The organism is Stappia sp. G46H5W, from assembly GCF_058448995.1.
Genome location: NZ_JBZFLL010000005.1, coordinates 351,288 through 378,192 on the forward strand (window position 1 = coordinate 351,288; position 26,905 = coordinate 378,192).

Here is a 26,905-nt window from a genome sequence, read left to right on the forward strand (position 1 = left end):
GCGGCAACAGGCCGGCTTGCCCTGGAGCGGGAGCGCCCGCAGCTGCGGGCGCTCCCTTGTCGTTTGCGGTCTGTGTCATATCACCCGGGGCATGTCCGGCGCCGGGTGTCGTCATCCGGCGAGCTCTGCGAGCAGGCCGGCGGCGACGGAGAACTTCGACACGGAGAGATCACCCTCGATGATCTCGCCGGCCGCGCGCGCGGTGCGCGCGACGCGCCCCTCGTTGGCGGCAAGCCAGGCATCGAAGCCGCCGGCGGCCAGCGCCTCGCCGGTGACGTCGCGATGGGCACCGGCAAGCGTTGCTCGTGCCCGGTCGAGCGCCAGACCGTCATAGTAGTCCGAGATCTTCAGGCCCCGCGCCTTGGCCTCCATGGCGCCGAGCCGGAAATGGCCGGCGACGCGGAAGAACACCTCGGCGACATCGGTGAGGTCGCGCCCCGTCTGTTCGGCGATCAGCACGATGTCCGGCAGCTCGGCCTCGACCGGCAGGCGGGCGATGCGGGCGGCCAGCGGATCGGGAACGCCGGCAGTGCACAGGCGCTCGGTCTCCGCCTCGATCTCCGCCTTGAGGGTCGGCTGCACCACGCTGGCCAGCACCGGCGCCAGCGTGTCGATGCCGCTGCCAAAGCGGGTGACGATGGACTGCAGCCCGCCCTCGAAGGAGACGTTGCGCAGGAACCAGACGGTCTGTTCGAGCACCAGGTCCTGCACCGCGCGGTACAGGCCGAGCTGGATCTGCCCGTCGATCACGGTGTCGAGCGCGTCGATCTCGCCGTTGAGGGTGGTGAGGCCGTAGGCATCGCGCACGGCGGCGAAGGCCTGGGCGATCTGCGCCGGATCGGCCCCGGTCTGGTCGGCGATGCGGGTGAGGAAGGTCGGCCCGCCGCGGTTGATCATCGAGTTGGCGAGCATCGTGGAGATGATCTCGCGCCGCAGCCGGTGCCCTTCGATCTCCGCCGCATAGGCTTCCTGCATTTCGGGCGGGAAGTAGCGGAAGAGCTCGCGGGCGAGATAGCTGTCGTCCGGCACCGAGCTGTCGAGCAGCCGGTCGAACAGGGTGATCTTGGCATAGGCGAGCAGCACGCCGATCTCGGCACGGGTCAGGCCCGCCTCGCTGGCGGCGAGCTCGTCGAGGGCGGCCTCGTCGGGCAGCTGCTCGACGGTCCGGTCGAGCAGGCCGGCCTGCTCGAGCTGGCGCATCATCCGCCGCTGATAGCCGAAGTCCTCCATGCCGCGCGCTTCCGTCAGGCTGATCGCCAGCGTCTGCAGGTAGTTGTTGCGCAGCACCAGGTCGGCGACCTCGTCGGTCATCGCCGCAAGCAGCACGTTGCGGTCGGCGACCGACAGGCGGTTGGCCCGCACGGCGGCCCCGAGCGCGATCTTGATGTTCACCTCCATGTCGGAGGAGTTGACGCCGGCGGAGTTGTCGATGGCGTCGGAGTTGCTGCGGCCGCCGCGCCGGTTGAAGGCGATGCGGGCGAGCTGGGTCATGCCGAGATTGGCACCCTCGCCGATGACCTTTGCCCCGACCTGGCCGGCGGTGACGCGGATCGCGTCGTTGGCCCGGTCGCCGACATCCGCGTCGCTTTCCTCGGCGGAGCGGATATAGGTGCCGATGCCGCCGAACCACAGCAGGTCGACCTTCATCTTCAGGATGGCGTTCATCACCTCCTGGGGCGTCGCCTTGGCCTTGGCGAGGCCGAGCATGTCCTGCGCCTGCGGCGACAGGGGGATCGACTTGGCCTGGCGCGAGAAGACGCCGCCGCCTTCCGAGATCAGGGCGGTGTTGTAGTCGTTCCACGAGGACCGGCCGAGGTCGAAGACGCGCTTGCGCTCCTCCCAGCTCACGGCCGCGTCCGGATCGGGATCGAGGAAGATGTCGCGATGGTCGAAGGCGGCGACCAGGCGAATCTGCTTCGACAGCAGCATGCCGTTGCCGAAGACGTCGCCCGACATGTCGCCGACGCCGGCCACGGTGAAGGGCTCGCTCTGGATGTCGCGGTTCATCTCGCGGAAGTGCCGCTTGACCGCCTCCCAGGCGCCGCGCGCGGTGATCGCCATCTTCTTGTGGTCGTAGCCGGCCGAGCCGCCGGAGGCGAAGGCGTCGCCGAGCCAGAAGTTGCGGCTCTCCGAGATGCCGTTGGCGGTGTCGGAGAAGGTCGCGGTGCCCTTGTCGGCGGCGACGACCAGATAGGGGTCGTCCTCGTCGTGGCGCACGACGCGCTCGGGCGCCCAGACCTTGTCGCCGGACAGGTTGTCGGTGACGTCGAGCAGCGAGGAGATGAAGATCTTGTAGGCCTTGGTGCCCTCGGCGAAGACCTCGTCGCGGCTGCCGCCCTCGGGGAGCAGCTTGGGCACGAAGCCGCCCTTGGCGCCGACCGGCACGATCACCGCGTTCTTCACCTGCTGCGCCTTGACGAGGCCCAGCACTTCGGTGCGGAAGTCCTGCGCCCGGTCGGACCAGCGCAGGCCGCCGCGCGCCACCTTGCCGAAGCGCAGGTGCACGCCCTCGACCCGCGGGCTGTAGACGAAGATCTCGCGGAAGGGCCGCGGCAGCGGCAGCTCCTCGATGCGCTGCGGATCCAGCTTGAAGGCGAAGGTCGGCTTCGGCTGGCCGTGGGCGTCGAGCTGGAAGAAGTTGGTGCGCAGCATCGCGGCGATGACATTGCCGAAGCGGCGCAGGATGCGGTCGTCGTCGAGGCTGTCGACCTTGTCGAGCGCGTCGGTGATCTCCTGCTCGACCCGGGCCGCGCCCAGCGAGCGGTCGGCGCCGTCGAGATCGGGATCGAAGCGCAGGTGGAACAGCTCCACCAGCCGGGCGGCCACATCGCTGTAGCGGTTCAGCGTCCGCCACATGTAGTCCTCGGAATAGCGGATGCCGGCCTGGCGCAGGTAGCGCGAGAGCGCGCGCAGCATGGCGATGTCGCGCCAGGCGAGCCCGGCGGTGAGCACCAATGCGTTGTAGCCGTCGGATTCCGCCTGGCCGCGCCAGATCGCCAGGAAGATCGCCTCCAGCCGGCCGCGCAGGTCGTCGGTGAGGTCGATGTCGCCCCCGCCCGCCGGCTCCAGCGACAGCTCGTGCAGATAGGCGAGCGGCCGGTCGGCCGGGGTGATGCGGTAGGTGCGCTCGTTGATCACCTTGAAGCCGATATTCTCCAGGATCGGCACGCGGGCCGACAGCGGGATCGGCACCAGGTGGTGATAGACCTTGAGGACGACGCGGTTGGGCGCGTCCTGCGCGCGGCGGGAGAAGGCGAGCGCGGTGTCGGACGCCTCGTCCAGCTTCTCGACGATGCGGATGTCCTCCAGCGCCGTCTCGCCGCCGTAGATCTCGCGGTAGCCGGCCTGGAAGGCGTCGGCATAGCGGGTCGCCCGCTCCAGCGCCTTGTTGCCGCCATAGGCGGCGCGCAGCGCCTCGCGGAAGCCGTCGGCCCAGGTGCGCACGATGCCGGAGACCGCCTGTTCCATTTCTTCCTGGGAGGGGTCGGGCGTCTCGCCGCGGTCGCGCCCGACGATGAAGTGGACGCGGGCGAGCGGGCCTTCGGGATAGGTGACGTACCAGGCCGACAGGCGGCCGTCATAGACCTTGGCCAGATAGGCACCGATCTTCAGGCGCACCTCGGTCGTGTAGCGGTCGCGCGGCACGTAGCACAGGATCGACACGAACCGGTCGAAGCGGTCGCGGCGGGCGAGCACGCGGATGCGCGGGCGCTCGTCGAGCTGCAGGATCGCGAGGGTGAAATCGTAGAGCAGGTCCGGGTCGATCTGGAACAGCTCGTCGCGCGGATAGCTCTCCAGCACGTTGGTCAGCGCGCGGCCCGAATGGCTCTCGGGATCGTAGCCGGCCCGCGCCAGCACGCTGTCGACCTTGCGGCGCAGGAAGGGAATGCTGCCGGTGGACAGCGTATAGGCGGTGGCGGTGAGCAGGCCGACGATGCGCAATTCGCCGGCGAGCTCGCCATTGTCGTCGAACAGCTTGACGCCGACATAGTCCATGTGGACCCGGCGGTGGACCCGGCTCTTGACGTTGGCCTTGGAGACGATCAGCGGCTCCGGCTTCATCAGGAATTCGCGGATCTCCGGCGTGATGACGACGAATTCCGAGCCGCGGCGCAGGACGCGCACGTCCGGATCGGCGAGCAGGCCGAGGCCCGAGCCGCGGCGGTGCGACAGCTCCCCTTCCGCGACGCCGCCCTCGAAATAGTATTCGCGCATGCCGAGCAGGGTGAAGTTGTCGGCGGCGAGCCATTCCAGGAACTGGATCGCCTCGGCGAGCTCGTCGACCGGCACCGGCGGCGGGGTGTTCTTGTAGGTGGCGATGGCGTCGGCGAGGCGGTCGCGCATCGGCTTCCAGTCGGTGACGGCGGCGCGCACGTCCTTCATCACCGCGTCGAGCCGCTCGGCGAGCTGCTCGCGCTCGATGCTGGCATCGATCCGCCCGACATGGATGTGGATGACGCTCTCGCGGCGGGCGCCCTCGGCCCTGGCCTTTGTCGTGCCGTGGCAGGCCAGGAGCCGGCCTTCCGCGTCGCGCTCGACGGTGAGGATCGGGTGCAGCACCAGGCGCGCCTCGAAGCCGCTCGCCTGCAGCTCGCCCATCACCGAATCGACGAGGAACGGCATGTTGTCGTTGACGATCTCGACGACGGTGATCTCGTCGGCGCGGCTGCCCTCGCCGGCGGAGGCGGGGTTGTAGATGTGAATGCGATGCGTGCCGAGCGGATGGCTCGCCATCTCGGCCCAGGCAGTGCGGGCGATGGCGACGAGATCCGCCGCGGGGTAGCTGATGACATCCTCCGCCGCGCCGCGGGCGAACAGGTCGCGCGCGAACTCCCCTATCTCGGGCTCGAGCGCCGCGACCACCGTATCGATCAGTCGGGCTTTTGCTTGCTCACGTGCTTCGGGCATTGGTCCCCCACCATCCGGGTCATGTTGATCGGTTCTGGTTCGATCGCGCCCGGTTCTCGTGTTTGCACCGGACATGGCTGGCGCGGGGTGCATCCCGCGGTCGCCGCCGGTAGCACGGCATGCTAGAGCGAGTAGGAGCGCGAGGGAATCCTTTCCCGAACCGGATTCACCGCTATCGGTCAAAGGTGTCCGAATTCGGGGAGAGGCGGACCGACATCTCGGCAAGACTTAAGGGAGGAGCATGACATGAACGCAACGGACCGGCCGATCGCGCTGGCGATCGAGGACGAGAGCGAGCTCAGCGAGGCGACGCGCGCCTATTTCGACAAGTGCCGCGAGAAGCTCGGCATGGTGCCGAACGTGCTCTCCGCCTATGCGTTCAACGAGGCGAAGCTCTCCGCCTTCACCCAGATGTACAACGACCTGATGCTGGCCGACAGCGGCCTCAGCAAGCTGGAGCGCGAGATGATCGCCGTGGCGGTGTCGTCGGTGAACAGCTGCTTCTACTGCCTGACGGCGCACGGGGCGGCGGTGCGGCAACTGTCCGGCGATCCGGAACTGGGCGAGCTGATGGTGATGAACTACCGGGTCGCCGAACTGTCGCCGCGCCACCGGGCGATGCTCGATTTTTCGGTGAAGCTGACCGAGCGGCCGGCCGAGATCCTGGAGGCCGACCGCCAGGCCCTGCGCGATGCGGGCTTTTCCGACCGGGACATCTGGGACATCGCGGCGGTGGCGGCCTTCTTCAACATGTCGAACCGGGTGGCGGCGGCGACCGACATGCGGCCCAACCCCGAATATCACGCGATGGCGCGCCAGCCGGCCAAGGCTTGAAGACGACGGCGCGCGGGAATGCGCCGACATGAGCCCTGCCACATGACAAGGGGCACCGCCCTGGTGTAGAACGCAAGCCCGTGCCGGCAGGCGGATCCGTTTTCGCCCGCCGGCAGGGTCTTTCTTTTCACGGAGACAAGCCATGGTCGCGAAAGTGTTCATCGACGGCGAAGCCGGCACCACGGGTCTGCAGATCCGCGAGCGCCTTGCCCGTCGCCGCGACCTGGAACTCCTTTCCATCGCGCCGGAGCGGCGCAAGGACCTTAGCGCGCGCGCCGAGCTGCTGAACGCCTGCGACGTCACCATCCTGTGCCTGCCGGACGATGCGGCGCGCGAGAGCGTGGCGCTGATCGAGAACGACACCACGCGGGTGATCGATGCCTCGACGGCGCACCGGGTGGCCGAGGGCTGGGACTACGGCTTTGCCGAGATGACGGCCGGGCAGGGCGCGGCGATCGCCGCCTCCAAGCGCGTCGCCAATCCGGGCTGCTATCCGCAAGGCGTGATCGCCTGCCTGCGGCCGCTGATCGATGGCGGACTGCTGCCGGCCGACTATCCGGTGACGGTCAACGCCATCTCCGGCTATTCCGGCGGCGGGCGGCAGATGATCGAGGCCTACGAGGCTGAAGGAGCCGCCAAGCCGGCCTTCCTGCCGTATGCGCTCAGCCTCAACCACAAGCACCTGCCGGAGATGACGCGCTTTGCCGGGCTTGCCGGAACGCCGATCTTCGTGCCGGCGGTCGGCAATTTCGCGCAAGGCATGGTGACGGCGGTGCCGCTGCGCCTCGACCTGCTCGCCAAGGCGCCGAGCGCGGCCGAGATCCACGGCGCGCTGGAGGCCCATTACGGCGCGCTGCAGGGTTCCTTCGTCGATGTCGCGCCGCTCAGCGGCTCCGACAAGGCGCCGGACCTCGATCCGGAGACCTTCAACGGCACCAACCGCATGCGCCTGCATGTCTTCGCCAACGATGCGCGGGCCCAGGTGGTGCTGATGGCCGTCTACGACAATCTCGGAAAGGGCGCTTCGGGCGCCGCCGTGCAGAATCTCAACCTGATGCTCGGTGTCGACGCCGCCACGAGCCTCGCCGCCTGATCGCGTCCGTTTTCGCAGGAGAAACGCCCATGGAGAAATTCACCACGCTGACCGGGGTCGCCGCGCCGCTGCCGATCATCAACATCGACACGGACATGATCATCCCGAAGCAGTTCCTCAAGACGATCAAGCGCACCGGCCTCGGCACCGCGCTGTTCCACGAGATGCGGACGCTGGACGACGGCGCCGAGAACCCGGATTTCGTGCTGAACCAGCCGGCCTATCGCAAGGCGCAGATCCTGGTCGCCGGCGACAATTTCGGCTGCGGCTCGAGCCGCGAACACGCGCCGTGGGCGCTGCTCGACTTCGGCATCCGCTGCGTGATCTCCACCAGCTTCGCCGACATTTTCTACAATAACTGCTTCAAGAACGGCATCCTGCCGATCGTGGTCAGCCAGGAAGACCTCGACAAGCTGATGGACGACGCCAAGCGCGGCTCCAACGCGACGCTGACGATCGATCTGGAAGCCCAGGAAATCCGCGGCCCGGACGGCGGTTCCGTCAGCTTCGACATCGACCCGTTCCGCAAGCACTGCCTGCTCAACGGTCTCGACGACATCGGCCTGACGATGGAAAAGGCCCCGTCGATCGGCGCCTTCGAGACCAAGGTCGACGGCGAGCGCCCCTGGATCTGAGGCGGATTGTTTTTCATGAGACAAGGGCCGGCGCATGCGCCGGCCCTTTTTGTTTTGGGGTGGTGTTCTGGAGCGCTGATGTGGGCCCCGGCCACCGCTCTGGGAACGAATGGGCCCCGGATCTCGCGACGCTCGTCCGGGGTGACGACAGAGGGGATGCGGGGTTCTTGCCACTTTCTCGGGCTGTCACGCCTGCGCAGGCAGGCGTCCAGTATCCGCCGGGGCTGGCGATCGCGCGAAGGCAGCCGCCACTGGCATTCCGCCGGCAGCGCCAGAGCCTCACTCGAACCGTTCGGGGTTACTGGATCCCGGTCTTCGGCTGCGCCGAAACCGGGATGACATCCTGCGGGTGGGGTTCGCTTGGCCGGGGTGACGACAGAGGGGAGGCTGGGTCGCGCCTTCCCCTTGGAGGTCCGCCCGCCGGCGCAAACGGGGCTTTTCCTCACGGCGGTGCACGGCGGCTTCACCAAGGCTTGAACAGGCGTGCCGCGACCTGCACCCTGCAAGGGACTATGTGTCCGATAACGGCGGCGCTGGAGGGACAGACCGAGTGAGTGGACAGATGCAGGCATCCGGAACCAGGACCCCGGCCTATCGGGCCTATATCCCGTGGCGCGAGCGCAACGGGCGGTTCTCGCCGCTGGGGCTTGCGGTGTTCCTGGCGATCCTGGCGCCGGGCGCTCATCTCGCCTATGGGCTTCTTGCCGGCACGCTCGGTGCCAAGCCGGTCACGGAAGTGCTGCACGGGACCGGCGACTGGGCGATCCGCTTCCTGCTGCTGTCGCTGCTGGTGAGCCCGCTGCGGCGGGTGTCGGGATGGGGACGGCTGATCGGCATCCGCCGCATGCTCGGCCTTGCGGCGGCGGGATATGCGCTGACGCATCTCACCCTTTATGTCGTCGACCAGTCCTTCGACCTTGCCAAGGTGGCGAGCGAGATCGTGCTGCGGGTTTATCTCACCATCGGGTTCGCCGCGCTTGTCGGCCTGATGGTGCTTGCCGCGACCTCGACCGACGGGGCGATCCGGCGGATGGGGCCGACCTGGCACCGGCTGCACCGGCTGACCTATCCCATCGCCGTGCTGGCGACGGTCCATTTCTTCCTGCAATCGAAGGCGGACGTGACCGAGGCGGTGCTGATGGCCGGCTTCCTCCTGGCGCTTTTCGCCTGCCGCATCGCTCACAAGCTCGGCTTGCGGCTGACCTCGCCGTTGGTGCTGGCGGGGATCGCGGTCTTCGCCGGTCTTGCCACCGCCGGCATCGAATATCTGTGGTACGCGCTGGCGACCGGCGTGCCGGCCGAGCGGGTGCTCGCCGCCAATCTCGACTTCCGCTACTCGATCCGCCCGGCCTGGTGGGTCTTCGCCGTGATGCTGGCAATTGCCGCCATACCGCTGGTCCTGAGGCTCGGTTCCTGGGCGCGGCAGGCGGTCGCTCAGGGTGCCGCGGAACGCGGCTGATCCTTCCAAGCGGCAGATTTCCGCCATTTTTTCGAACAAGCCTGTGCGGAGGATCGGATGGCAAAATTAAATCGCACACAATTATATTGTGCGCGATTTAATTTGCGCCTATATAGGGGTCGGCAACGAGCCACACTCCGTGACGCACCAACACACACGCAAAGGAGATCGACATGGCCATTCTCTACACCGCTCACGCTTCCGCCACCGGCGGGCGCACTGGCAATGCCAAGTCCGACGACGGCCGCCTGGAGGTGACCCTGTCGACGCCGAAGGAACTCGGCGGCGACGGCGGTGCCGGCACCAATCCGGAACAGATGTTCGCAGCCGGCTATTCGGCCTGCTTCCTCGGCGCGATGAAGTTCGTCGCCGGCCAGCAGAAGCTGAAGCTGTCGGAAGAGACGCAGGTTGCTGCGGATGTGGGCATCGGCCCGCGCGACGACGGTACCGGCTTCGGCATCGCGGTGACGCTGAACATCACCGTGCCGGGCCTCGACAAGGCGGATGCGCAGGCGCTGGTGGAAAAGGCGCATGTGGTGTGCCCCTATTCGCACGCAACGCGGGGCAACATCCCGGTGACGCTGAACGTCAAGTGAGGCGGAACGTCGAATGACCGGGGTCCGGGACGGACCTCAAGGCAGCCCGAGCCGGGAACATCGCCCGGCTTGCGGCCCCCTCAGCTCTCGCCGCTGTCGTCGTCCTGCGGGCCGGCGCGGCGGCGGGACTCGCGCAGCGCCGTGTGCTCGCGCTCCAGCTGCTCCAGCACGGTGCCGACACGGGCAAGCGCTCCGGCGGTCGCTCGGAACCGGTTGACCCGCGATTCGAACAGGCGGCTGGCGATGTCTGGGAATTCCTGCAGCATGCGCTTGAACAGCGCCCGGCGGATGCGGATCACCTCGGTCGGACCGACGGCGACGGCCCGGGCCGGGCGGCGCGTTTCGACCAAGAGTGCGGTTTCGCCGATCAGGCTGCCGGGGCCGAAGGTGCCGAGCTCCTTGCGCTCCTCGTCGCCGCCTTCCAGCAGCACCTCGCCGCTGGCGACCACCAGCCCGGCATCGGCGCGCTCGCCGGCGATGAACAGCACCTCGCCATCGCGATAGGAGACGTTCTCGGCCGAGAAGGCGAGCAGGCGCATCTGCTCCTCCGGGAACTCGGCGAGCAAGGGCACCTGGCGCAACAATTCCATATCCCGGACGAGACTCATGCCTTGAGCATTACGCCGAAGCCGGCGATTTGCACAAGCCCGGAAACCGCCTGAACGGGCCCGAGGCCGCACTGCCGGTGGACAGTTCGCCCCGCCGGGCGCGATGCCGGCAGGGGCGGGGGAGCGTGGAAGATCAGGGAACCAGCTTGTAGCCGCCGGCCTCGGTCACCAGCAGCTCGGCATTGGACGGGTCGCGCTCGACCTTCTGCCGCAGGCGGTAGATGTGGGTCTCGAGCGTGTGAGTGGTGACGCCCGAATTGTAGCCCCAGACCTTGGTCAGCAGCACATCGCGGGTCACCGGCTTCTCGCCCGCCCGGTAGAGGAACTTCAGGATCGAGGTTTCCTTCTCCGTCAGGCGGATCTTGGCGCCGGTCTCGTCGGTCATCAGCTTCTGCGCCGGGCGGAAGGAATAGCGGCCGATGGTGAAGACCGCGTCCTCGCTCTGCTCGTGGCTGCGCAGATGCGCCCGGAGGCGGGCGAGCAGCACGGCGAACTTGAACGGCTTGGCGACGTAGTCGTTGGCGCCAGCCTCGAGCCCCAGGATCGTGTCGCTGTCCGTGTCGTGGCCGGTCAGCATGATGATCGGCGCCTTGAAGCCCTTCTTGCGCAGCAGCTTCACCGCCTCGCGGCCGTCGATATCCGGCAGGCCGACATCCATCAGGAGAAGGTCGGTGTGGCCTTCCTCAGCGAGCTTGATGCCCGTGGCGGCGTTCGGCGCCTCCTGGGTCTCGAACTCGTCGTAGAGCGACAGCTGCTCGACCAGCGCCTCGCGAAGATCGTCGTCGTCGTCGACGATGAGGATTTTGCGTGCGGGCATGGTCGTGTCCTTTCCTGGCCGATGAGCATGCTGTGGAATCTGAACCGGTTTTCCTGACATAAGCAAGCGGACACGATTGCGCGAGGGCGCATTGACGCAAAGCCCGCCTTGCGCCAACAAATCTTGCTCACGCAACCTTGAGACCGGGGTGAGGACGCCGCCGCCATGACGCTGGACCTTGTCGCACCGCGCCGCCGGCCGGCCCTGCCTTGCCCGGAAAAGGGGGGGGAAACCCTGAAAGTCCGGGCGCTTTCGCCTCGGGCGACGCGCGGCGTGCTGCAGCTCGGCTCCTTCACGGCGCCGTGTGCGATCGGGCGCGGCGGGATTTCCCGGTTCAAGCGCGAGGGCGACGGGGCAACGCCGGCAGGACGCTTCGAACTGCTGCAGGTCTATTACCGTCCCGACCGGGGCGTGCGGCCGCGCTCGGCCCTGCCGGTTGCGCCGCTGCCGCGCGCCGGCTGGTGCGATGCGCCCGGCCACCCGCGCTACAACACGCTGGTGCCGCTGCCCTTTGCCGCCTCGCATGAGGTGCTGTGGCGGGACGATCCGCTCTACGACATCGTCGTCGTTCTCGACTGCAACCTGCAGCCTTCGGTGCCCGGGCTCGGCAGCGCCATCTTCTTCCACCTGGCCCGGCCCGGCTACACGCCGACCGAAGGCTGCGTGGCGGTGGCGCGGGCGGACATGGAGCTGCTGCTGGCGGCCTGCGGGCCGGGCGCCGCCATCGAGGTCGGCTGAACGTCGGGGTGCGATTGTTCGGCATCCGTTGAACACTGCGTCCAGCCGGCGCGCCTTGGTGCGGCGGGGCAGGGCGCCTATCTTTGGCGGAACGGCGCGCGAGACAGCGCGCGGCAGCCCGCCCCGTTGTCGGCGGGAGAAAGGCAAGATCCCATGTCCGTCAGACCCGTGACCCATCTGGAAACGGCGAAGCCGACGCTGGAAGGTGCCGGCGTCAAGCTGCACCGCGCCTTCGGCTTCGGCGATCCGACAGCGCTGGATCCGTTCCTGCTGTTCGACGATTTCCGCAACGAACGGCCGCAGGACTACAAGGCCGGCTTTCCCTGGCACCCGCATCGCGGCATCGAGACCATCACCTATGTGCTGGCCGGCACCGTCGACCACGGCGACAGCCTCGGCAACCAGGGCACGCTCGGCGCGGGCGACATCCAGTGGATGACCGCCGGCAGCGGCATCATGCACCAGGAGATGCCGAAGGGCGACGCCAAGGGGCGGATGCACGGCTTCCAGCTGTGGGCCAACCTGCCGTCCTCGCTGAAGATGACGAGCCCGCGCTACCAGGACGTGCCCTCGACCGAGATCCCGGAAATCACCGACGACGACGGCACCCATGTGCGCGTCATCTGCGGCGAGTTCTGGGGCAAGCGCGGCCCGGTCGACGGCATCGCCGCGGACCCCAGCTACGCCGATATCTTCGTGCCGGCCGGGCGCACCAAGCGCTTCAAGGTCGACACCTACCGCAAGGCCTTCGCCTATATCTTCGAGGGGTCGGGCACGTTCCGCGACGCCTCGCAGCCCTTCGGCGTGCTGCTGGAGAAGGAGGTCGACGGCGAGGAGGTGCACGTGCGCGACGAGAGCGGCGACCGCACCCTGGTGCGCTTCGGCACCGGCGACGAGGTGACCGTGACCGCCGGGCCGAACGGCATCCGCTTCCTGCTGGTCTCCGGCGCGCCGATCCGCGAGCCGGTGGCCTGGCACGGGCCCATCGTCATGAACACCCGCCAGGAGCTGATCCAGGCGGTGACCGAGCTGCAGAAGGGCACCTTCATCCGCGAGGGTGCCAAGCGCTGAAGGAGCGCGTCCGGGCGGCAGGTTCGCCCGGACGCGCTGGCGTCCCGTCCCGGCTTTCTGCGGCCTGTCAGCGCGGCAAAACACGCGAACACTGGAACCGCGCGCCCTTTTCCGCCATATAGTCGGGAAACGGCCGGTCGCGCCGCCGTCGATATCGGAGGGCGCGCCGCAGACAGCCAGCCCCGCGTGACAGGCGGCGGGCGGCGAGATGGACGATTTTCGCGATGAGCGAGCGCAGGATTCCCTTTCTGAAGATGAACGGGCTGGGCAACGATTTCGTTGTCTGGGATGCCCGTGAGGCCCCCGTGCGCCTCGATCCGGACGCGATCCGCCGGATCGGCGCGCGGGACGGCGGCATCGGCTTCGACCAGATGATCACGGTGGAACGCAGCCCCGGCGGGGCGGATGCCTTCATGCGCATCCACAACCGAGACGGCAGCGAGGTGGATGCCTGCGGCAACGCCACGCGCTGCATCGGCCGGCTCCTGATGGAGGAGAAGGACAGCGAGGCGGCGACCATCGAGACCAATGCCGGGCTGCTGAAGGCCTCCGCAACGGACGATGCGCGCCGCGTCACGGTGGACATGGGCCGCCCGCGCTTTGCCTGGAACGAGATCCCGCTGGCCGAGGAATTCCACGACACGCGGGCTATCGAGCTGCAGATCGGGCCGATCGATGCGCCGATCCTGCACACGCCCTCGGTGGTCAATGTCGGCAATCCGCATGCGATCTTCTGGGTGCGCGACCTCGACGCCTACGACCTTTCGCGCATCGGGCCGATGCTGGAAAACCATCCGATGTTCCCGGAGCGGGCGAACATCTCGCTCGCCCATGTCCTGTCGGACGAGGAGGTCGAGGTGCGGGTGTGGGAGCGCGGCGTCGGGCTGACCGAAGCTTGCGGCACGGCGGCCTGCGCCGTCGGCGTTGCCGCCGCGCGCGACCGGCGCACGGGCCGCAAGGTGCGTGTGCACCTGCCGGGCGGGCCGCTCGACATCGAGTGGCGCGAGAGCGACGATCACATCCTGATGACCGGCGACACCGAGGTGGAGTTCGAGGGGCTGCTGGACCCGGAGACACTGACCTTCGAGAAGACCGCTCCCGGCGACCGGCCGATCCTCGAGGTGGTCCGGTGAGCATCGACGTCGTCACATTCGGCTGCCGCCTCAACGCCTACGAATCCGAGGTGATGAAGCGCGAGGCGGAGGCCGCCGGCCTCAAGGACGCCATCCTGATCAACACCTGCGCGGTGACGGCGGAAGCCGTGCGCCAGGCGCGCCAGTCGATCCGCAAGGCGCGGCGCGACAACCCGGGCGCGCGCATCATCGTCACCGGCTGCGCCGCGCAGACCGAGGCGGACACCTTCGCCGGCATGGAGGAGGTGGACCTCGTCCTCGGCAATTCGGAGAAGCTGGAGCGCGCTTCCTACGGACGTGTCGCGCAGTTCGGCATCGACGACAGCGAGAAGATCCGCGTCAACGACATCATGAGCGTGCGCGAGACGGCCGAGCACCTGATCGACGGGCTGGAGGGCCGCGCCCGAGCCTTCGTCCAGGTGCAGAACGGCTGCGACCATCGCTGCACCTTCTGCATCATCCCGTTCGGGCGCGGCAATTCCCGCTCGGTGCCGATGGGCGTCGTGGTCGACCAGATCGCCCGGCTCAACGAGAACGGCTACCGGGAAGTGGTGCTGACCGGCGTCGACATCACCAGCTACGGTTCGGACCTTCCGGGCGCGCCGAAGCTCGGCGATCTCGTCGCCAAGATTCTCAAGCTGGTGCCGGGGCTGGAGCGGCTGCGGCTGTCCTCCATCGATTCCATCGAGGCGGACCCGGCCCTGATGCGAGCCATCGCCGAGGAAGAACGGCTGATGCCGCATCTGCACCTGTCGCTGCAGGCCGGCGACGACATGATCCTCAAGCGGATGAAGCGGCGGCACCTGCGCGCCGACACGATCGGCTTTTGCGAGGAGGTGCGCCGGCTGCGCCCGGACGTGGTGTTCGGCGCTGACATCATCGCCGGTTTCCCGACCGAGACCGAGGCGATGTTCGCCAATTCGCTCGCCATCGTCGACGATTGCGGCCTGACGCATCTGCATGTCTTCCCCTTCTCGCCGCGCAAGGGCACGCCGGCGGCACGCATGCCGCAGCTGCCCCGCCAGGTGGTGAAGGAGCGCGCCGCGCGGCTGCGCGAAAAGGGCGAGGCGGCGCTGCTCGCTCATCTGGAAGCCGAGCAGGGACGCGAGCGGCAGGTCCTGATCGAGCGCGAGGGCCTTGGACGCAGCGAACAGTTCACCCAGGTGGAGTTCTCGCCCGAGGCCGCGGCCGGCAAGGGGGCGGGCGACCTTGTCACGCTGCGCATTGCCGGGCATACCGGGCGGCATCTACTGGGCGTAACCACCGGTCGACAGGCGGCATGACGGCATGAGCGAGCAAAAACGCGGATTCCTCGGACGTCTGTTCGGGGGACGGCAGGCCCCGGCGCGTCCCGAGACGCCGGAAACGCCCGAGACGACGCAAGAGACGACACCCGAGACGAGCGCACCGGAAACTCAGGCTCCAGACAGCGGCGCGCCGCAAGTCGAACCGGCCGGCCACGCGCCGGCCAGCGAAGAGACGGCAGCTCCCGAGACGCCCGAGGTCGCAGAGGTTGTGCCGGCCGAGGACCGCGTTGCCGAGCCGGCCCTGACGCCCTCGGAAGAGCCGGGGGCAGAGGCCACGGCGTCGGATGTCCCCGCGGCAGAGGCCTTGGCCGATGCGCCCGCCGAAGAGCCGGTCGAGGCGCCCGTCGAAGCACCTGTTGCCGACCCCCTCGGGGAGCCGGCATCCGAAGATGCGCCGCGCCGTTCCTGGCTGTCGCGGCTGACGGCGGGCCTGTCGCGCTCCTCCGCCTCGCTGACCGGCGGCATTTCCTCGCTCTTCACCAAGCGCAAGCTCGACGCGGCGACGCTGGAAGAGCTGGAAGACCTCCTGATCCAGGCCGATCTCGGCGTCGAGACGGCGATGGCGATCACCGAGCGCATTTCCGAGGGGCGCTTCAACAAGCAGATCTCGCCGGACGAGGTGCGCCGGATCCTGGCCGAGGAAGTGACCAAGGTTCTGGCGCCTGTGGCGCAGCCGCTCGTGCTCGACACCGACCACAAGCCGCATGTGGTGCTGGTGGTCGGCGTCAACGGCACCGGCAAGACCACGACCATCGGCAAGCTGTCGGCGAAACTTTCGGCCGAGGGGCGCAAGGTGATGCTGGCGGCCGGCGACACGTTCCGCGCAGCGGCGGTGGAGCAGCTGAAGATCTGGGGCGCGCGTACCGGCGCGCCAGTCGTTGCCCGCGACACCGGCGCGGATGCGGCCGGTCTCGTGTTCGACGCCATGCAGGCGGCGCGCGATGCCGGCAGCGACGTGCTGCTGATCGACACGGCCGGACGGCTGCAGAACCGCGCCGAGCTGATGGCGGAGCTGGAGAAGGTGGTGCGGGTGATCCGCAAGCACGATCCCTCCGCCCCGCACAGCGTGCTGCTGACGCTGGATGCGACCACCGGTCAGAACGCCATGAACCAGGTCGAGATCTTCGGCCGCGTCGCCGGCGTCACCGGCCTGGTGATGACCAAGCTCGACGGAACCGCGCGCGGCGGCATTCTCGTTGCCATTGCCGCCAAGCATGCGCTGCCGGTGCATTTCATCGGCGTCGGCGAGGGCATCGACGATCTCGAGCCGTTTACCGCGGAGGATTTCGCCTCCGCCATTGCCGGAAAGCATACGGAGCACTGATGGAATTCGAGCACGGACCCAACGCACCGGATCGCAAGGAGCTGTCGCCGCTCCTCAAGCTGGTGCTCGAACTGGGTCCGCTGGGCCTGTTCTTCCTCGCCAACGCGCGCGGCGAAGTGCTCTACGAGCGCTTTCCGGGGCTTGCAGCGCTGGGCGATCCGATCTTTCTCGCCACCGCCGTGTTCATGGTGGCGATCACCGTGTCGCTGGCCGTGTCCTATGTGCTGACGCGGCGCCTGCCGGTGATGCCGGTCGTCTCCGGCGTCGTGGTGCTGGTCTTCGGCGCGCTGACCCTGTGGCTGCACGACGAGCTGTTCATCAAGCTCAAGCCGACCATCGTCAACATGTTGTTCGGCTCGGTGCTGCTCGGCGGTCTGCTGTTCGGAAAGTCGCTGCTCGGCTACGTCTTCGACAGCGTGTTCCGGCTCGATGACGAGGGCTGGCGCAAGCTGACCTTCCGCTGGGGCGTGTTCTTCTTCTTCCTGGCCATCGTCAACGAGGTGGTCTGGCGGTTCTTCTCCACCGACTTCTGGGTGTCGTTCAAGGTGTTCGGCGTGATGCCGATCACCATCGCCTTCACCCTGTCCCAACTGCCGCTGATCCAGCGCCACACGCTGGAGGAGGCGGGCGAGCCCGCCTCTCGCAAGGACGACGCTCAGTAGTCGCCGAGCTTCATGTCCGGCTGGTAGTCGACGCCCTCGACCTCCTTGACCACGGCCTGGCCGCAGATCGTCACGCCGCGCACGGCGTCGAAGGACAGCTGCGGCGAGCCCTGGAGCTGCCAGCCCTTGTTGAGGGCGGCGGTGACCCGGTGGCAGAAGGCGCTGTCGTCGGGTCCGGTGATGAAGCGATAGAGTTTCATGGATCTCGTCCGTTTCAGGGGGATGTTCACGAGTTGCGCGAGGCGATGGCGTCGGCAATGGCGACGAGGCGGGCGCCCATTTCGGCGTGAAGCCGCTCGACCATGCGGCCCTCGACCTGGATCGCACCCTTCGATGCGTTTTCCGGCTTTTCGAACTCGGCGATGATGCGGCGCGCCCAGGCGATGTCGGCCTCGGCCGGAGTGAAGGCGGCGTTGCAGGGAGCGATCTGCTTCGGGTGGATCAGCGTCTTGCCGTCCATGCCCATCTCCGCGCCCTCGCGGCATTCGGCGGCAAACCCGTCCTCGTCGTCGAGCGTGTTGTAGACGCCGTCGACGATGTCGATGCCATAGGCTCTGGCGGCGGCGACGCAGGTCATCAGCCAGGGCCGCATCGGCGCGCGGCCCGGCACCAGGGCTGCCCGGGTTTCCTTGGCAAGATCGTTGGTGCCCATGACGAAGCAGGAAAGACGCGTCTCGGGATTGGCGGCGGAGGCGGCGATGGCGGCGGCGTTCAGCATGGCGAGCGGCGTTTCCATCATCGCCCAGAGGCGGACGCTGGCCGGCACGCGCGCCGCATTGAGCTTGTGCGCGACGCGCTCCAGATCGGCCGGCGAGGACACCTTGGGCAGCAGGATCGCATCCGGCCGGGCGGCGATCGCCATGTCGAGATCGGCGGCGCCCCAGGGTGTCGAAAGGCCGTTGATGCGGATCACCACCTCGCGGTGGCCGTAGCCGCCCTGTGCCAGCGCCTCGCGGATCTGCTCGCGGCCGGTCTCCTTGGCGTGCGGCGCGACCGCGTCTTCCAGGTCCAGGATCAGCGCGTCGACATCGAGGCTGCGCGCCTTGTCCAGCGCGCGGGCGTTGGAGCCGGGCATGTAGAGGACGCTGCGGCGGGGGCGGATCGTGGCAGGTGCGGTCATCGGGGCCTCGTCTGCTGAAAGTGTCCGAACTGAGCCTCTCGTCTAGGCGTTCGGCTCTGTCTCGGCCAGTCGTCTTTTCGTCGGAGCGCGGAAGATCATGTCCTTTGCCGCGACCATCGCGCCGATGGTGACGAGGCCGCAGGCCAGCGCTACCACCATGGTGAAGGAGCCGAAGCCGAAGGCGATCAGCAGCAGGGTGGACAGGACCGGCGCGGCATAGGCGCCGGCGCCCAGCACCTGGATGTCGCCATGCTTGACGCCGATGTCCCAGACGAAGAAGGCAAGGCCGACGGGAAAGGCGGCAAGCGCCAGCACCGCGCCCCATTCGCCGGCGCTCGCCGGCCAGACGGTGGTCTCGAAGGCGAGATGGGCGGCGAGCGACAGGGCCGAGGTGCCGAGGCAGAAGCCGGCGACCGCTTCCGTTGGCACTTTGCCGAGACGGCGCGAAAGCACCGAATAGCTGGACCAGAACAGGGCCGAGGCGCAGGCGGCGAGATAGCCCGGCGCATGGGCGGGGTCGAGCGTCAGCCCCTTGCCGCCGGTGACGAGCAGCGCGGCGCCCGCCAGCCCCAGCATCGTGCCGAGGACGTGATGGGGCTTCAGTCGCTCGCCCGGCAGCAGCGCCGAGAAGACGACGATCAGCAGCGGCCAGGTGTAGTTGATGAGGTTGGCATCGACCGGCGGGGCGTTGCGGATGGCGGTGAAGTAGAAGAAGTGGAAGCCGAAGAGGCCGAGCGTGCCGAAGGCGAGGACCCCGACAGGCTGGCGCATCCGCGCAAGGCGGCCGGTCAGGCCGAGCCAGAGCGTCGCGGCAATGCCGGACAGGCCGAAGCACAGGGCGTTGAGCAGGAAGGGCGGCACCTTGCCCGAGGCGGCGCCGAACAGGCCGAGGGTCGACCACATCAGGACGGCGGTGAGGCCGACAAGGGTGGCACGCAGGCGGACGGTGGCTGCGGGGCTGATCTCGGACATCGGGTCGGTTCCGGATGGAATACGGCAGGTCGTTGACTATTCGCAGCCGGTTGCGACCGCGTCAATCGTGCGCGTACGAGGTGTTACCAAGCGGCGCATCAGGCAGTTGAAATCGCCGCGCCATTCGGGGCAAGGTGGCGGCCCGGTCCGGTATCGTCCGGCAAGTCCTGAATTGTCTCGGAGTGTTCATGAGCACCATCGCCATCAAGAAGCTCGGCCCGGAAGACGCGCCGGCGCTGGCCCCGCTGATCGCCGAATACGCGCAGGCGCTGAAGCGCGGCGCGCCGCGCCGGCCCGACCAGTATTACGCCGAGCGCATCCTCGGCGACCGGACGGCGGAAGTGATCGGCGCCGAGTTCGAGGGCCGGCTGGTCGGCTTTGCCATCTATTTCGACCTGCCGGAGATCATTTCCGGCCTGCGCACCGGCCAGCTGGACGAGATCTACGTGCATCCGGACGCCCGCAACAACGGGCTGGCGCGGCGGATGATCGAGTGGCTGGTGGGCGAGGGCGCGCGGCGCGGCTGGTACGAGCTGCGCTGGATCGTGCCGGGCAAGAATGTCCCGGCCGTGACGCTCTACGACCAGATCGCCGAGCCGGCGGACTGGAAGGGCTATATCCTCGCCATCGACCGCGGCGGCAACTGAAGCCGCCGCCGGTCTTTCCTGAAGAGCGCCCGCCGCAGCCTCAGCGCAGCGGCGGGAGCGTGCCGACGGGAATGAAGCCGACGCGCGCGGTGCCTTCGGCAAAGGCGAGCGGCACGGCGACCGCCGGCTCTCCGTCGAGCGTCGTCGGCTGACCGAAGGCGGCGAGCGCCCCGGCAAGGCTGGTCGGCACGTTGGAGCCTTGCGGGAAGAACGGGGCGAGCAGCGGCGGCAGGCCGGCGGCCCCGGCGACGGTGAGCGGCAGCGTGCCGTTGAGCCGTCCGGCCTCGTCCAGCCAGAGGCTGCCATTGGCCGACAGGGTGACCCCGCCCGAGGCAAGGCGCAGTTCGCGCACGGTGAGCGCGCCTTCGTTTTTCAGCAGGGCGATCACGTCGGCACCGTGCGGGGAAAGCAGCGCCGCGCCGCCGGCAAGCCCGACATTGGCCAGAACATCGACGGGTGCGGCCGTTCCCGGCAGGGCGAGCTCGTCGAGCCGCAGGGCGGCATCGGCGGCGCCCGCGACGTCCGGCGACTTGCGCAGATGCAGGTTGGCAAGCACGGCGGAGGCCGAAAGGCTGTCGTCGGCAAGGCTGAAGACCGGAGAGACGATCTCGATGTCGCCGCGGTCGAGGTCGCTGTTGCCGAGGCGCAGGCTGGCGCGGGCGGTGGTCCAGGCGGCCTTGAGGCCGGGAACCAGGCGGTCCGTTTCCACGGCGGCCGGACTGTCGGCCTCGACGATCACATGCCAGGGATTGTAGGCGAGGGCGACGGCGCGAAAGCCCTCGAAGCTGGCGCGTTCGCCGCCAAGGCCCGTCACGGCGAGCGGCTTGCACGACAGCTCGAAGCGGAAGGGGAAGCCGCCGAGGTCCTGGTCGGTGCAGGCGATCTCGCCGCCTTCCGCCTTTGCCGCAAGGCGCATGGTGGTGAACAGGTCCGAGACCATGCCGCGGGCAACAGTCCAGTAGCCGCTCCACAGGGCGATCACCAGAACCACCAGCGTCGCCAGCAGGATGTAGCCGCGCTTCGACCCGGGTTTGCGCGGGGGCTTGCCTGGGATCAGCGGGGAACGGGGCGTGTCGTCGGTCATGGTCGGCTGTCCTGCGGTTTTGCGCCCCGAGCGGGCGCCGTCATGCCTGAAAGCACGGGCCGGAGGCGGATTCAAGGCCGTTCGGCACTGTTGCCAGCGGCGATGAGGATTGTTAGGTCCTCTGACCCGGACGGAACGACACGAGGCCGGATGCGAGCGATGCAGGATCTTTGGGTATTCGGTTACGGGTCGCTGATGTGGCGGCCGGGCTTCGAGTATGAGGAGGCGGTGCAGGGCGTGCTGCACGGCGCCCATCGCTCGCTCTGCATCTATTCCTGGGTCCATCGCGGCACCGAGACGCGGCCCGGCCTGGTGCTCGGCCTCGACAGGGGCGGGGCTTGCCGGGGCATGGCCTTTCGCGTGGCCGCCAGCCGGCGGGAGGAGGTGATCGCCTATTTGCGCGAGCGCGAGCAGGCGACCATGGTCTATCTGGAGGCCCATCGCCGGGTGCGGCTGGAAGGGCGCTCCGACCGGCAGGTCACGGCGCTGACCTATGTGGCCGACCGGACCCACCCGCAATATGCCGGCGTGCTGTCGACCGAACGCCAGCTGGAACTGGTGAGCGGTGCCGTCGGCCAGTCCGGCGCCAATCCCGACTACGTGCTGAACACGGTCGACCACCTGATGCAGATCGGCATCCGCGACCATGGGCTGGAAGCGCTCGGCAAGCGGCTGCGCCAGTCGATGGCGCCAAGGCTCGCCGCCGGCTGAGCCGGTGCCTCAGGCGACCGCCGAGGCCGCCAGTCCGCCGCGCGCGACGATGAAGTCGAGCACGTCGTCGACGCCCTTGCCGTCCTTGACATTGGTGAAGACGAAGGGCCGCTCCTTGCGCATCAGGCGGGAGTCCCGGTCCATCACCTCCAGCGAGGCACCGACCAGCGGGGCGAGATCCGTCTTGTTGATGACGAGAAGGTCCGAACGGGTGATGCCCGGCCCGCCCTTGCGCGGGATCTTGTCGCCGGCCGACACGTCGATGACGTAGATCGTCAGGTCGGCGAGCTCCGGCGAGAAGGTAGCCGCGAGGTTGTCGCCGCCGGACTCGATCAGGATCAGGTCGAGCGTGGGAAAGGCGGCCTCCAGCTCGGCGACGGCGGCAAGGTTGATCGAGGCATCCTCGCGGATCGCCGTGTGCGGACAGCCGCCGGTCTCCACGCCGCGGATGCGCTCGGGCGCCAGCGCGCCGGAGCGGGTCAGGAACTCGGCGTCCTCGCGGGTGTAGATGTCGTTGGTGATGGCGGCGATGTCGTAGGTATCGCGCAGCCGCTTGCACAGGGCGTCCATCAGCGCCGTCTTGCCGGAACCGACGGGGCCGCCGATGCCGATGCGCAGGGGGCCGTTGGGGGAGGGCATGGGTGATCTCCTTCGAAAAAGCCGTCGCGGCCGCCGCTCATCAGGAGCGGAAGAGCCGGGTGTACTGGGTCTCGTGTTTCATGGAGGCGATGTCGGCGGCGAACGCACAGCCGCCGATCTCGTCGAGCGGGGCCTCCAGCGCGGCGGTGGCGAGGGAGGTGATTTCTTCGCCCAGCCCGTTGACGACCCGCTGGCCGTCGGTCTGGCCGAGCGGCACGGCGCGCACCGCCGCCGAGACGAGGTTGGCGGCAAAGGCGTGCAGGAAGGCGGTGGCGGTCGGCCCGGCCGGCAGGCCCCAGGCGGCGGCGGAAGCTGCTAGCGCCAGTGCATAGGTCCAGCTGCCGCGCGCAAGAGCTGCCTCGCCCCGGGTCAGGCGGGCGAAGAGGCGTGTTGCCGCCGTGTCGCTGGGCGGCGGCCAGGCACCGACGACGGCTGCGATGAAGGCGTCGCCCTGGGCGGTCGCCTCCAGCCGGCGCTCCGAGCTCGGCTGCAGGGCAAGCGAAAGGTCGAGCAGTTCGCGGAACGCCGCCTCGTCGCCGAGGGTCGCTACCCGCATGCCTTGCGCGAGGAGAAGGGTATCGCTCCAGCCGGCACCGTGGCGCAGGACCCCGGTCACCCAGGCCTGCAGCGTTGCCGCATCGCGCACGGTGCCCTCCTCGACTGCCCATTCCAGCCCGTGGCTGTAGGTATAGGCGCCGACGGGGAAGGATGGCGACATCCAGGCGAGCAGGACATGCAGCCCCGCGCCGGAGACCGCGGCAGAGCTGCCGGGGCCGGCGCCGGTTTCAGGAGCCATCCGCAGCTGTGCCGTCATGGGAGTGCGCATGCGTGTGCGAGTGGGAATGGGCGTGAGAATGGCCATGATGATGGTGGTGGCCGGCCTGATGGGAGTGCGAAGAGGCGCGGGAATGCGAATGCCCGTGATGGGAGTGGGCATGGTCGTGCCCCTCGACCGTGCCGTGGCCGTAGGCGCCGCCTTCCGGGTCGAACGGGGCGACGAGCGGCGTGATCTTGCCGCCGAGCCTGGCCACCATGTCCTCGATCACGTGGTCGCGGCGGATGCGCAGGGCACCGGGCAGGAGCTGGGTCGGCAGGTGGCGGTTGCCGAGATGCCAGGCGATGCGCAGCAGGTCGTCGGCCGTCTCCGCCTCGATGTCGACGAGATCCTCGCCGGCGGCGAGGATCGCGACGATGCGGCCGTCCTCCAGCAGGAGCGCATCGCCGTGATGCAGCTGCACCGCGCGCGGCAGGTCGAGCAGCACCTGCGTGCCGCCGGCGCAATCCAGCACCGCGCGGCGGCGGTGCCGGTCTTCCCGGTCGAGCACGACGCTGTCGGCCGGCGCGCCTTCCCAGCTGCCGGCGGCGAGGATTTCCTGCACACGGATCATGCGATGGCCTCGGCTCCTCGTTTCATTGCGGCGGCAAGCGCGGGACGCGACCAGACCCGCTCGAGATAATCGGCGACGGGTCCGCTCTCCGGCAGGTCGAATTTCGCCAGCTTCGCCCAGTTGGCGCAGTGGGCGATCAGGATGTCGGGCACGGTGAACTTCGCCCCCATGACGAAGGGGCCTTCGCCCAGAAGGTGCTCGAGATGGCGCAGGCCTTCGGCGAATTCGGCCGCGCACACGCGCTTGACCTCCGGCACGCGCAGCTCTTCCGGGTGGATGAAGCTGTTCTTGGCGGCCGTCCACAGCGCACCTTCCAGCACGTCGACGGTGAACTGTGTTACCCCGTCCTGGCGCGCCCGCTCGAGCGTGCCGGCGGGATAGGTCAGCTGACCGTGCTTGTCGGCGAGATACTGGCAGATGGCGACGGAATCGGTGAGCGCGGTGTCGCCGTCCTTGAACACCGGCACCTTGCCGGTCGGGTTGAGCGCATTGACCTCCGCGGCGTGCGGCGCCGCCGGGATGTAGTCGTAGGGCTCGCCCAGTTCCTCCAGCATCCACAGGACGCGCATGGCGCGGGTGCGCGGATAGCCGATCAGCGTGTACATGCAGAAATCCTCCGGTCGGTAACGGTTCCTCCGCTTCCGACCCTAGAACAGGAAATAGCGCTGGGCCATCGGCAGGACCTCCGCCGGTTCGCAGGTCAGCAGCTCGCCGTCGGCGCGCACCTCGTAGGTCTCCGGGTCGACCTCGATCACCGGGGTGGCGTCGTTCAGCACCATCGAGGCCTTGGATATCCCTGAGCGGGTGTTGGAGACGGGCAGCACCAGCCGGTCGAGGCCGAGCCGCTCCTTGATGCCGTCGTCGTAGGCGGCCTGCGAGACGAAGGTGACGCTGGAGGCGGTCATCGAGCGGCCATAGGCGCCGAACATCGGCCGGTAGTGGACGGGTTGCGGCGTCGGGATCGAGGCATTGGGATCGCCCATCGGTGCGGCGGCGATGGTGCCGAGCTTGAGCACCAGGTCTGGCTTGACGCCGAAGAAGGCGGGATCCCACAGCACCAGGTCGGCCAGCTTGCCGACCTCGACCGAACCGACATGCTGCGAAATGCCGTGGGCGATGGCCGGGTTGATCGTGACCTTGGCGATGTAGCGGCGGACGCGCAGGTTGTCGTTCTCGCCGCTCTCGCCGGCCAGACGGCCGCGCTGGACCTTCATCTTGTGGGCGGTCTGGAAGGTGCGGATGATCACCTCGCCGACCCGGCCCATGGCCTGGCTGTCGGAGGCGATGATCGAGAAGGCGCCCATGTCGTGCAGGATGTCCTCCGCCGCGATGGTCTCCTTGCGGATCCGGCTTTCGGCGAAAGCGACGTCCTCGGGGATCGAGCTGTCGAGGTGGTGGCACACCATCAGCATGTCGAGATGCTCGTCGATGGTGTTGACCGTGTAGGGCCGCGTCGGGTTGGTGGAGGAGGGGATGACGTTCGCCTCGCCGCACAGCTTGATGATGTCCGGCGCATGGCCGCCGCCGGCACCTTCCGTGTGGAAGGCGTGGATGGTGCGGCCCTTGAAGGCGGCGGTGGTGTTTTCCACGAAGCCGCTCTCGTTGAGCGTGTCGGTGTGGATCATCACCTGGATGTCGTAGGCGTCCGCCACGGCAAGGCAGCAGTCGATGGCCGCGGGCGTGGTGCCCCAGTCCTCGTGCAGCTTCAGCGCGCAGGCGCCGGCCAGGATCTGTTCCTCCAGCGCCGCCGGCAGCGCGGCATTGCCCTTGCCGGCGAAGGCGAGGTTCATCGGGAAGGCCTCGGCCGCCTGCAGCATGCGCTCCATATGCCAGGGGCCGGGCGTGCAGGTGGTGGCGTTGGTGCCGGTCGCCGGGCCGGTGCCGCCGCCCAGCATGGTGGTGACGCCCGACATCAGCGCCTCGTCGATCTGCTGCGGGCAGATGAAGTGGATATGCATGTCGAGGGCGCCGGCGGTGACGATCTTGCCCTCGCCGGCGATGGCCTCGGTGCCCGGGCCGATGACGATGTCGACGCCGGGCTGGATGTCCGGGTTGCCGGCCTTGCCGATGCCGGAGATGCGCCCGCCGGTCAGGCCGATATCGGCCTTGTAGATGCCGGTATGATCGATGATCACCGCGTTGGTGATGACCGTGTCGACGGCCCCTTGCGCTCGCGTGCGCTGGGACTGGCCCATGCCGTCGCGGATGACCTTGCCGCCGCCGAACTTCACTTCCTCGCCGTAGATGGTGAAGTCCTTCTCGATCTCGATGACGAGATCGGTGTCGGCAAGGCGGAGCCGGTCGCCGGTGGTCGGTCCGAACATGTCCGCATAGGCGGCGCGGCTGATCTTGAAGGGCATCGGCGTCTCCGTTGCGCGGCGGCGACCGGGACTGGGATCAGTTTCCCAGACCCTCGGCCAGCTGTTCCAGTTCCGTGGTGCGTTGCTTGGTCATGTCGGCAAGGCACGAATAGATGAGCATCGGCTCCATCGAGCCGCCGCGGGCGAGGAAGCCGGCAGCGGCGCAGGCCTTGTCGCGATAGGGGATCCAGGCACGCTGGGCCTCCTTCAGCGCCTCGGCCGCGCCCTTGAGGTCGGCGGTCAGGTTCGCGTCCATCTCGCGCATCGACTTCATCGCCGCCGAATAGGCGGTGTTGAGCCTGGCATCGGCGGCCTGCCACTCCTTTTCGGCGCAGTAAGTGAGCTCCATCTGGACGACGGCGTTCTCGCAGTCGATGTCCGGATCCTGCTGGGCGGCAGCGGGGGCGGCCGGCAGCCACAGGGCGAGCAGGGCGGCGGAGGTGGTGAGGATGGCAATACGGGTCACGAGGAGACTCCCTTGGTTGGTCAGAGCGTGCCCATCACCTTGCCATTGAAACCGTAGACAGTGCGATCCCCCACATAGGGAATGAGGGTGACCTTGCGCTTTTGTCCCGGCTCGAAACGGATCGCCGTGCCGGCGGGAATGTCGAGCCGGTGGCCGCGCGCCGCCGCCCGGTCGAAGGCGAGCGCCGGGTTGGTCTCGGCGAAATGATAGTGGGAGCCGACCTGGACCGGACGGTCGCCGGTGTTGGCGACCTCGATCTCCAGCATGCGGCGGCCGGCATTCAGCTCGATATCGCCCTCGGCGGGCAGCAGTTCACCCGGAATCATCTGGGGC

27 protein-coding genes are annotated in these 26,905 nt (G+C 68.4%); 13 read left to right on the plus strand and 14 right to left on the minus strand.

The window, feature by feature from the left end; translation table 11 throughout:
* Nucleotides 1–111 precede the first annotated feature (111 nt).
* Complete coding sequence (locus tag ACVJ6E_RS17245; RefSeq protein ID WP_120270021.1) at nt 112–4,908, minus strand: NAD-glutamate dehydrogenase; 4,797 nt, start codon at nt 4,906–4,908, stop codon at nt 112–114.
* A 246-nt stretch (nt 4,909–5,154) separates the two neighbouring features.
* Here ACVJ6E_RS17245 and ACVJ6E_RS17250 point away from each other — a divergent pair, with 246 nt between their 5' ends.
* The 5 genes from ACVJ6E_RS17250 (at nt 5,155) to ACVJ6E_RS17270 (ending at nt 9,525) form a co-directional block, all read left to right on the plus strand.
* Nucleotides 5,155–5,742 (plus strand): peroxidase-related enzyme, encoded by a 588-nt coding sequence (locus ACVJ6E_RS17250; protein ID WP_120270022.1) that lies wholly within the window; start codon nt 5,155–5,157, stop codon nt 5,740–5,742.
* A 142-nt stretch (nt 5,743–5,884) separates the two neighbouring features.
* Nucleotides 5,885–6,835 carry an N-acetyl-gamma-glutamyl-phosphate reductase gene (argC, locus tag ACVJ6E_RS17255; protein ID WP_120270023.1) on the plus strand — a complete coding sequence of 317 codons (951 nt, stop codon included), beginning with the start codon at nt 5,885–5,887 and terminating at the stop codon, nt 6,833–6,835.
* Nucleotides 6,836–6,864: 29 nt separating this feature from the next.
* Nucleotides 6,865–7,470: a 3-isopropylmalate dehydratase small subunit gene (gene leuD / locus ACVJ6E_RS17260; protein ID WP_120270024.1), complete on the plus strand. Its 606-nt coding sequence runs from the start codon at nt 6,865–6,867 to the stop codon at nt 7,468–7,470.
* A gap of 550 nt (nt 7,471–8,020) precedes the next feature.
* Nucleotides 8,021–8,929 (plus strand): protein-methionine-sulfoxide reductase heme-binding subunit MsrQ, encoded by a 909-nt coding sequence (gene msrQ / locus ACVJ6E_RS17265; protein ID WP_491676494.1) that lies wholly within the window; start codon nt 8,021–8,023, stop codon nt 8,927–8,929.
* A gap of 173 nt (nt 8,930–9,102) precedes the next feature.
* Nucleotides 9,103–9,525 carry an organic hydroperoxide resistance protein gene (locus tag ACVJ6E_RS17270; protein ID WP_120270026.1) on the plus strand — a complete coding sequence of 141 codons (423 nt, stop codon included), beginning with the start codon at nt 9,103–9,105 and terminating at the stop codon, nt 9,523–9,525.
* 80 nt (nt 9,526–9,605) lie between these two features.
* On the opposite strand, the gene ACVJ6E_RS17275 is transcribed toward ACVJ6E_RS17270, so the two are convergent.
* Nucleotides 9,606–10,115 carry a cyclic nucleotide-binding domain-containing protein gene (locus ACVJ6E_RS17275; protein ID WP_209006268.1) on the minus strand — a complete coding sequence of 170 codons (510 nt, stop codon included), beginning with the start codon at nt 10,113–10,115 and terminating at the stop codon, nt 9,606–9,608.
* Between the two features lie 151 nt (nt 10,116–10,266).
* Nucleotides 10,267–10,950, minus strand: a complete 684-nt coding sequence (locus tag ACVJ6E_RS17280; protein WP_067224339.1) for a response regulator transcription factor — start codon at nt 10,948–10,950, stop codon at nt 10,267–10,269.
* Nucleotides 10,951–11,115: 165 nt separating this feature from the next.
* Here ACVJ6E_RS17280 and ACVJ6E_RS17285 point away from each other — a divergent pair, with 165 nt between their 5' ends.
* The 6 genes from ACVJ6E_RS17285 (at nt 11,116) to ACVJ6E_RS17310 (ending at nt 17,185) form a co-directional block, all read left to right on the plus strand.
* Nucleotides 11,116–11,688, plus strand: a complete 573-nt coding sequence (locus ACVJ6E_RS17285) for a L,D-transpeptidase family protein (RefSeq protein ID WP_120270028.1) — start codon at nt 11,116–11,118, stop codon at nt 11,686–11,688.
* Nucleotides 11,689–11,841: 153 nt separating this feature from the next.
* Nucleotides 11,842–12,759 carry a pirin family protein gene (locus tag ACVJ6E_RS17290; RefSeq protein WP_120270029.1) on the plus strand — a complete coding sequence of 306 codons (918 nt, stop codon included), beginning with the start codon at nt 11,842–11,844 and terminating at the stop codon, nt 12,757–12,759.
* A 224-nt stretch (nt 12,760–12,983) separates the two neighbouring features.
* On the plus strand, nt 12,984–13,892 hold the full coding sequence (gene dapF / locus ACVJ6E_RS17295; protein WP_120270030.1) for a diaminopimelate epimerase: 909 nt from the start codon (nt 12,984–12,986) through the stop codon (nt 13,890–13,892).
* The gene (gene mtaB, locus ACVJ6E_RS17300; protein ID WP_120270031.1) at nt 13,889–15,175 is read left to right on the plus strand and encodes a tRNA (N(6)-L-threonylcarbamoyladenosine(37)-C(2))-methylthiotransferase MtaB; all 1,287 of its coding nucleotides are present in this window, start codon (nt 13,889–13,891) and stop codon (nt 15,173–15,175) included. Before dapF ends, mtaB begins: the two co-directional genes overlap by 4 nt.
* 4 nt (nt 15,176–15,179) lie before the next feature.
* Complete coding sequence (gene ftsY, locus ACVJ6E_RS17305) at nt 15,180–16,523, plus strand: signal recognition particle-docking protein FtsY (RefSeq protein ID WP_120270032.1); 1,344 nt, start codon at nt 15,180–15,182, stop codon at nt 16,521–16,523.
* The gene (locus ACVJ6E_RS17310; protein ID WP_120270033.1) at nt 16,523–17,185 is read left to right on the plus strand and encodes a septation protein A; all 663 of its coding nucleotides are present in this window, start codon (nt 16,523–16,525) and stop codon (nt 17,183–17,185) included. The genes ftsY and ACVJ6E_RS17310 overlap by 1 nt, the downstream gene beginning before the upstream one ends.
* Here ACVJ6E_RS17310 and ACVJ6E_RS17315 read toward each other — a convergent pair.
* The 3 genes from ACVJ6E_RS17315 to yddG are packed head-to-tail and all read right to left on the minus strand — an operon-like array spanning nt 17,179 to nt 19,277.
* A complete protein-coding gene (locus ACVJ6E_RS17315; protein WP_067338160.1) occupies nt 17,179–17,385 on the minus strand; it encodes a DUF1737 domain-containing protein in 207 nt (68 codons plus the stop codon). The genes ACVJ6E_RS17310 and ACVJ6E_RS17315 overlap by 7 nt on opposite strands.
* Nucleotides 17,386–17,411: 26 nt before the next feature.
* The gene (locus ACVJ6E_RS17320) at nt 17,412–18,305 is read right to left on the minus strand and encodes an HpcH/HpaI aldolase/citrate lyase family protein (RefSeq protein ID WP_208996826.1); all 894 of its coding nucleotides are present in this window, start codon (nt 18,303–18,305) and stop codon (nt 17,412–17,414) included.
* Between the two features lie 42 nt (nt 18,306–18,347).
* Nucleotides 18,348–19,277 (minus strand): aromatic amino acid exporter YddG, encoded by a 930-nt coding sequence (yddG, locus tag ACVJ6E_RS17325; RefSeq protein ID WP_120270034.1) that lies wholly within the window; start codon nt 19,275–19,277, stop codon nt 18,348–18,350.
* A gap of 188 nt (nt 19,278–19,465) precedes the next feature.
* On the opposite strand from yddG, the gene ACVJ6E_RS17330 reads away from it, so the two are divergent.
* The gene (locus ACVJ6E_RS17330; RefSeq protein ID WP_067224787.1) at nt 19,466–19,924 is read left to right on the plus strand and encodes a GNAT family N-acetyltransferase; all 459 of its coding nucleotides are present in this window, start codon (nt 19,466–19,468) and stop codon (nt 19,922–19,924) included.
* Nucleotides 19,925–19,964: 40 nt separating this feature from the next.
* On the opposite strand, the gene ACVJ6E_RS17335 is transcribed toward ACVJ6E_RS17330, so the two are convergent.
* Nucleotides 19,965–21,008, minus strand: a complete 1,044-nt coding sequence (locus tag ACVJ6E_RS17335; protein ID WP_158592734.1) for a DUF2125 domain-containing protein — start codon at nt 21,006–21,008, stop codon at nt 19,965–19,967.
* A gap of 159 nt (nt 21,009–21,167) precedes the next feature.
* Here ACVJ6E_RS17335 and ACVJ6E_RS17340 point away from each other — a divergent pair, with 159 nt between their 5' ends.
* Nucleotides 21,168–21,719 carry a gamma-glutamylcyclotransferase gene (locus ACVJ6E_RS17340; RefSeq protein WP_120270226.1) on the plus strand — a complete coding sequence of 184 codons (552 nt, stop codon included), beginning with the start codon at nt 21,168–21,170 and terminating at the stop codon, nt 21,717–21,719.
* Nucleotides 21,720–21,728: 9 nt separating this feature from the next.
* Here ACVJ6E_RS17340 and ureG read toward each other — a convergent pair whose 3' ends face one another.
* Genes ureG through ACVJ6E_RS17375 form a run of 7 tightly spaced genes read right to left on the minus strand, consistent with a single transcriptional unit; the run spans nt 21,729 to nt 26,898 of the window.
* Entirely contained in the window at nt 21,729–22,358 is a 630-nt protein-coding gene (gene ureG, locus ACVJ6E_RS17345) for an urease accessory protein UreG (protein WP_120270036.1), read from the minus strand.
* A gap of 40 nt (nt 22,359–22,398) precedes the next feature.
* Nucleotides 22,399–23,154: an urease accessory protein UreF gene (locus ACVJ6E_RS17350; RefSeq protein WP_120270037.1), complete on the minus strand. Its 756-nt coding sequence runs from the start codon at nt 23,152–23,154 to the stop codon at nt 22,399–22,401.
* On the minus strand, nt 23,144–23,746 hold the full coding sequence (locus ACVJ6E_RS17355; RefSeq protein WP_120270038.1) for an urease accessory protein UreE: 603 nt from the start codon (nt 23,744–23,746) through the stop codon (nt 23,144–23,146). The genes ACVJ6E_RS17350 and ACVJ6E_RS17355 overlap by 11 nt, the downstream gene beginning before the upstream one ends.
* A complete protein-coding gene (locus ACVJ6E_RS17360) occupies nt 23,743–24,351 on the minus strand; it encodes a glutathione S-transferase family protein (protein ID WP_120270039.1) in 609 nt (202 codons plus the stop codon). Before ACVJ6E_RS17360 ends, ACVJ6E_RS17355 begins: the two co-directional genes overlap by 4 nt.
* 42 nt (nt 24,352–24,393) lie before the next feature.
* Nucleotides 24,394–26,106, minus strand: a complete 1,713-nt coding sequence (gene ureC / locus ACVJ6E_RS17365) for an urease subunit alpha (protein ID WP_120270040.1) — start codon at nt 26,104–26,106, stop codon at nt 24,394–24,396.
* A gap of 37 nt (nt 26,107–26,143) precedes the next feature.
* Nucleotides 26,144–26,572, minus strand: coding sequence for a lysozyme inhibitor LprI family protein (locus tag ACVJ6E_RS17370; protein ID WP_371811434.1), 429 nt, complete (start codon nt 26,570–26,572; stop codon nt 26,144–26,146).
* Nucleotides 26,573–26,592: 20 nt separating this feature from the next.
* Nucleotides 26,593–26,898, minus strand: a complete 306-nt coding sequence (locus tag ACVJ6E_RS17375) for an urease subunit beta (protein WP_120270041.1) — start codon at nt 26,896–26,898, stop codon at nt 26,593–26,595.
* Nucleotides 26,899–26,905 lie beyond the last annotated feature (7 nt).

What these genes read in the sequence shown, in the direction of transcription:
- ACVJ6E_RS17245 (WP_120270021.1), bottom strand. Translation starts at nt 4,908, where the DNA reads ATGCCCGAAGCACGTGAGCAAGCAAAAGCCCGACTGATCGATACGGTG.
- ACVJ6E_RS17250 (WP_120270022.1), top strand. Translation starts at nt 5,155, where the DNA reads ATGAACGCAACGGACCGGCCGATCGCGCTGGCGATCGAGGACGAGAGC.
- argC (WP_120270023.1), top strand. Translation starts at nt 5,885, where the DNA reads ATGGTCGCGAAAGTGTTCATCGACGGCGAAGCCGGCACCACGGGTCTG.
- leuD (WP_120270024.1), top strand. Translation starts at nt 6,865, where the DNA reads ATGGAGAAATTCACCACGCTGACCGGGGTCGCCGCGCCGCTGCCGATC.
- ACVJ6E_RS17270 (WP_120270026.1), top strand. Translation starts at nt 9,103, where the DNA reads ATGGCCATTCTCTACACCGCTCACGCTTCCGCCACCGGCGGGCGCACT.
- ACVJ6E_RS17275 (WP_209006268.1), bottom strand. Translation starts at nt 10,115, where the DNA reads ATGGAATTGTTGCGCCAGGTGCCCTTGCTCGCCGAGTTCCCGGAGGAG.
- ACVJ6E_RS17280 (WP_067224339.1), bottom strand. Translation starts at nt 10,950, where the DNA reads ATGCCCGCACGCAAAATCCTCATCGTCGACGACGACGACGATCTTCGC.
- ACVJ6E_RS17285 (WP_120270028.1), top strand. Translation starts at nt 11,116, where the DNA reads ATGACGCTGGACCTTGTCGCACCGCGCCGCCGGCCGGCCCTGCCTTGC.
- ACVJ6E_RS17290 (WP_120270029.1), top strand. Translation starts at nt 11,842, where the DNA reads ATGTCCGTCAGACCCGTGACCCATCTGGAAACGGCGAAGCCGACGCTG.
- dapF (WP_120270030.1), top strand. Translation starts at nt 12,984, where the DNA reads ATGAGCGAGCGCAGGATTCCCTTTCTGAAGATGAACGGGCTGGGCAAC.
- ftsY (WP_120270032.1), top strand. Translation starts at nt 15,180, where the DNA reads ATGAGCGAGCAAAAACGCGGATTCCTCGGACGTCTGTTCGGGGGACGG.
- ACVJ6E_RS17310 (WP_120270033.1), top strand. Translation starts at nt 16,523, where the DNA reads ATGGAATTCGAGCACGGACCCAACGCACCGGATCGCAAGGAGCTGTCG.
- ACVJ6E_RS17315 (WP_067338160.1), bottom strand. Translation starts at nt 17,385, where the DNA reads ATGAAACTCTATCGCTTCATCACCGGACCCGACGACAGCGCCTTCTGC.
- ACVJ6E_RS17320 (WP_208996826.1), bottom strand. Translation starts at nt 18,305, where the DNA reads ATGACCGCACCTGCCACGATCCGCCCCCGCCGCAGCGTCCTCTACATG.
- yddG (WP_120270034.1), bottom strand. Translation starts at nt 19,277, where the DNA reads ATGTCCGAGATCAGCCCCGCAGCCACCGTCCGCCTGCGTGCCACCCTT.
- ACVJ6E_RS17330 (WP_067224787.1), top strand. Translation starts at nt 19,466, where the DNA reads ATGAGCACCATCGCCATCAAGAAGCTCGGCCCGGAAGACGCGCCGGCG.
- ACVJ6E_RS17335 (WP_158592734.1), bottom strand. Translation starts at nt 21,008, where the DNA reads ATGACCGACGACACGCCCCGTTCCCCGCTGATCCCAGGCAAGCCCCCG.
- ACVJ6E_RS17340 (WP_120270226.1), top strand. Translation starts at nt 21,168, where the DNA reads ATGCAGGATCTTTGGGTATTCGGTTACGGGTCGCTGATGTGGCGGCCG.
- ureG (WP_120270036.1), bottom strand. Translation starts at nt 22,358, where the DNA reads ATGCCCTCCCCCAACGGCCCCCTGCGCATCGGCATCGGCGGCCCCGTC.
- ACVJ6E_RS17350 (WP_120270037.1), bottom strand. Translation starts at nt 23,154, where the DNA reads ATGGCTCCTGAAACCGGCGCCGGCCCCGGCAGCTCTGCCGCGGTCTCC.
- ACVJ6E_RS17355 (WP_120270038.1), bottom strand. Translation starts at nt 23,746, where the DNA reads ATGATCCGTGTGCAGGAAATCCTCGCCGCCGGCAGCTGGGAAGGCGCG.
- ACVJ6E_RS17360 (WP_120270039.1), bottom strand. Translation starts at nt 24,351, where the DNA reads ATGTACACGCTGATCGGCTATCCGCGCACCCGCGCCATGCGCGTCCTG.
- ureC (WP_120270040.1), bottom strand. Translation starts at nt 26,106, where the DNA reads ATGCCCTTCAAGATCAGCCGCGCCGCCTATGCGGACATGTTCGGACCG.
- ACVJ6E_RS17375 (WP_120270041.1), bottom strand. Translation starts at nt 26,898, where the DNA reads ATGATTCCGGGTGAACTGCTGCCCGCCGAGGGCGATATCGAGCTGAAT.